This is a genomic window from Mesorhizobium sp. M0848, assembly GCF_040319805.1.
In the GTDB taxonomy this organism is placed as follows: domain Bacteria; phylum Pseudomonadota; class Alphaproteobacteria; order Rhizobiales; family Rhizobiaceae; genus Mesorhizobium.
The window spans coordinates 1-2,238 of the sequence record NZ_JAMYOM010000069.1 but is presented as its reverse complement, the minus strand read 5'-3'; the positions used below and the strand labels follow the sequence as shown (position 1 = coordinate 2,238).

Here is a 2,238-nt window from a genome sequence, read left to right as displayed (position 1 = left end):
GCGCGGTGCCTAGTTTGAGTTCCTCCAGCACGCTATAGCGCTTAGTGAGGATCTCCAAGCCGACTATGGCTTCGCTCATGGCAGACCTCCTACTGTAGATGGTAGCGACGGTTGAGCCAGAAGCTCACCGACTGCACGATCGCGGAAGCGACTAGGCTGAACACGAGGTAGAAGAAGCCGGCCATGGTGATCGCCTCGACGTAGCGATAATTGTCACTCCCGAAATTCTTCGCCTGCTGCAGCATCTCGAGGATCGCGATGGCCGCCAGGATCGGCGTGTCCTTGAACATGCCGATGAAGTAGTTGCCGAGGCCGGGCACGATGGGCGGGATCGCCTGCGGCAGGATGATGGCGCGCCAGGACCGCGTCCGCGACAGGTTGAGCGCTGTGCAGGCCTCCCATTGGCCCCCTTCCACGTTCTCGATTCCGCCCCGGTAGCACTCCGAGCAATAAGCGGCGTAATGGATGCCGAGCACGCCGATGCCAACTGTCCAGGCAGGGACGACGATGCCGAACTGCGGTCCGACGAAATAGACGAAGAACACCTGCAGCAGCAGCGGCGTAGAGCGGATGAACTCCACGATCTCCGCCATCACTGTGGAGATGTAGCGGTTCGGCGACTGGCGGATCAGCGCGAAGACCAGGCCCAGCACCAGCGCGATCGCGAAGCCGAGCAGCGTGGCCTCAACCGTGACAATCGCCCCCCGATAGAGATACGGGAACGCCTCCCAGACATAGGACCAGTCCCAGAGCTTCATGCCTGCGCCTCCCGCACGAAGCCGCGCGAGAAGCGGCGTTCCAGCCAGCGCACCAAGGGCGTGATGAGGGCGCGCGCGATAACGTAATAGCCGAACAGCGCCACGGCGAAGAACAGCAGGTAGTTGCCGGTGGCGTCGGCTGCCTGCTTGGAGGCGGTGGTCAGCTCGGTAATGGTGATGAAATAGATAAGCGAGGTACTCTTAAGCAGATCGATCAGCAGGTTGCCCCAGGCGGGCAGCATGGCGCGGATTGCCTGCGGCAGGAGGATACGCCGCATCATGGTGAGCCGCGGGAAGTTGAGCGCGATGCTGGCTTCATATTGGCCGCGGTCGACGCCCTGGATGGCAGCGCGGACCAGCTCGGCACCGTAACCGGACACATTCATGCCGATACCGAAGATCGCGACGGTCCAGGGTGACAACGCGATCCCGAAGATCGGCAGCACAAAGAACCACCAGTAGACCTGGACCAGCATCGATGTTCCGCGAAAGAATTCGATATAGGCGACGCCGAACCAACGCAGCGGCCAACGGTGCGAGATCCGGATCAAGCCAACGATCAGCCCCAGGACGATCGCCACCAGAGATGACGCGACGGTCACGACGAGGGTGATCATGACGCCTTTTGCCAGCGCGGCCACGCTGAAGCTGAGCGCGACTTCACTCATATCCTTCCCCCGTTTGGCGCCCCCCGGCCAGGGCCGGGGAGGCGGTCAGGTATATGAATGGCAATTCCCGGCCTGGCTTCAACGCTTGCAGAGCTCGGCCGCCTTGGTGCCGTCCGGCAGGGTGGCTTTGGTGTAGCCGTATTTGCCGACCGACGCCATCATCTCGTCGGAACCGATATAGTGTTTCAGCACCGCGTTGAAGGCATCGACCTCCGCCTGCTGGTTGGGCAGGAACGCGAGGCCCGAATAATAGCTGTTACCTACCGGGACCAGATCGACGCTGTCGTCTTTGTCAGTGAACTCCTTCATGGTGAAGTAAGCGCCCGAACCCGCGGCGGCACGGCCGGCCTTCACCGCCTGCAGGATTTCCGCCGGGCCGGCGACCTGCATGATCTTGTCGTCGGGGACGCCGAGTTTGCGCATGAGCTCGATTTCGCTGTAGCCCGCGCCGGTGACGAAGGTGAGGCCCTTGTCGTGTACATCCTGATAGGAGTGCAGGTTTTCCGGATTGCCAGCCGGAACAACCAGCGCGTCGGTAGCCTTGACGATTGGTTCGGTGAACAGCACGTTCCGGCAGCGCTCGGGTAGGATGTACATGCCGCCCGTGATGATGTCGAAGCGACCCGCCTGCAGGCCGGGAATGAGCGAGCCCCATTCGGTGACGACCGGCTCGACCTTGGTCGTGCCCAGCTTCTTCAGCATGTCGATCGTCATCGCGTTGACGAAGCCGAGCGGCTCGTTGTTCTCGCCGGGATAGGCCCAGGGAACCTCGTTGGAGAAGCCGATACGGACCGTCTCTCCGTTCTTGATCT

At 61.9% G+C, this 2,238-nt stretch carries 3 protein-coding genes; all 3 read right to left on the bottom strand.

Translation table 11 applies throughout. The features are described from left to right. Window positions 1–89: 89 nt before the first annotated feature. Window positions 90–758 (bottom strand): ectoine/hydroxyectoine ABC transporter permease subunit EhuD, encoded by a 669-nt coding sequence (gene ehuD, locus NKH95_RS33280; RefSeq protein ID WP_352894608.1) that lies wholly within the window; start codon window positions 756–758, stop codon window positions 90–92. Beyond that, entirely contained in the window at window positions 755–1,426 is a 672-nt protein-coding gene (ehuC, locus tag NKH95_RS33275; protein ID WP_352894606.1) for an ectoine/hydroxyectoine ABC transporter permease subunit EhuC, read from the bottom strand. Before ehuC ends, ehuD begins: the two co-directional genes overlap by 4 nt. 78 nt (window positions 1,427–1,504) lie before the next feature. Beyond that, window positions 1,505–2,238 (bottom strand): ectoine/hydroxyectoine ABC transporter substrate-binding protein EhuB (ehuB, locus tag NKH95_RS33270; protein ID WP_352894605.1); only part of this gene is annotated, 734 nt, incomplete at its 5' end.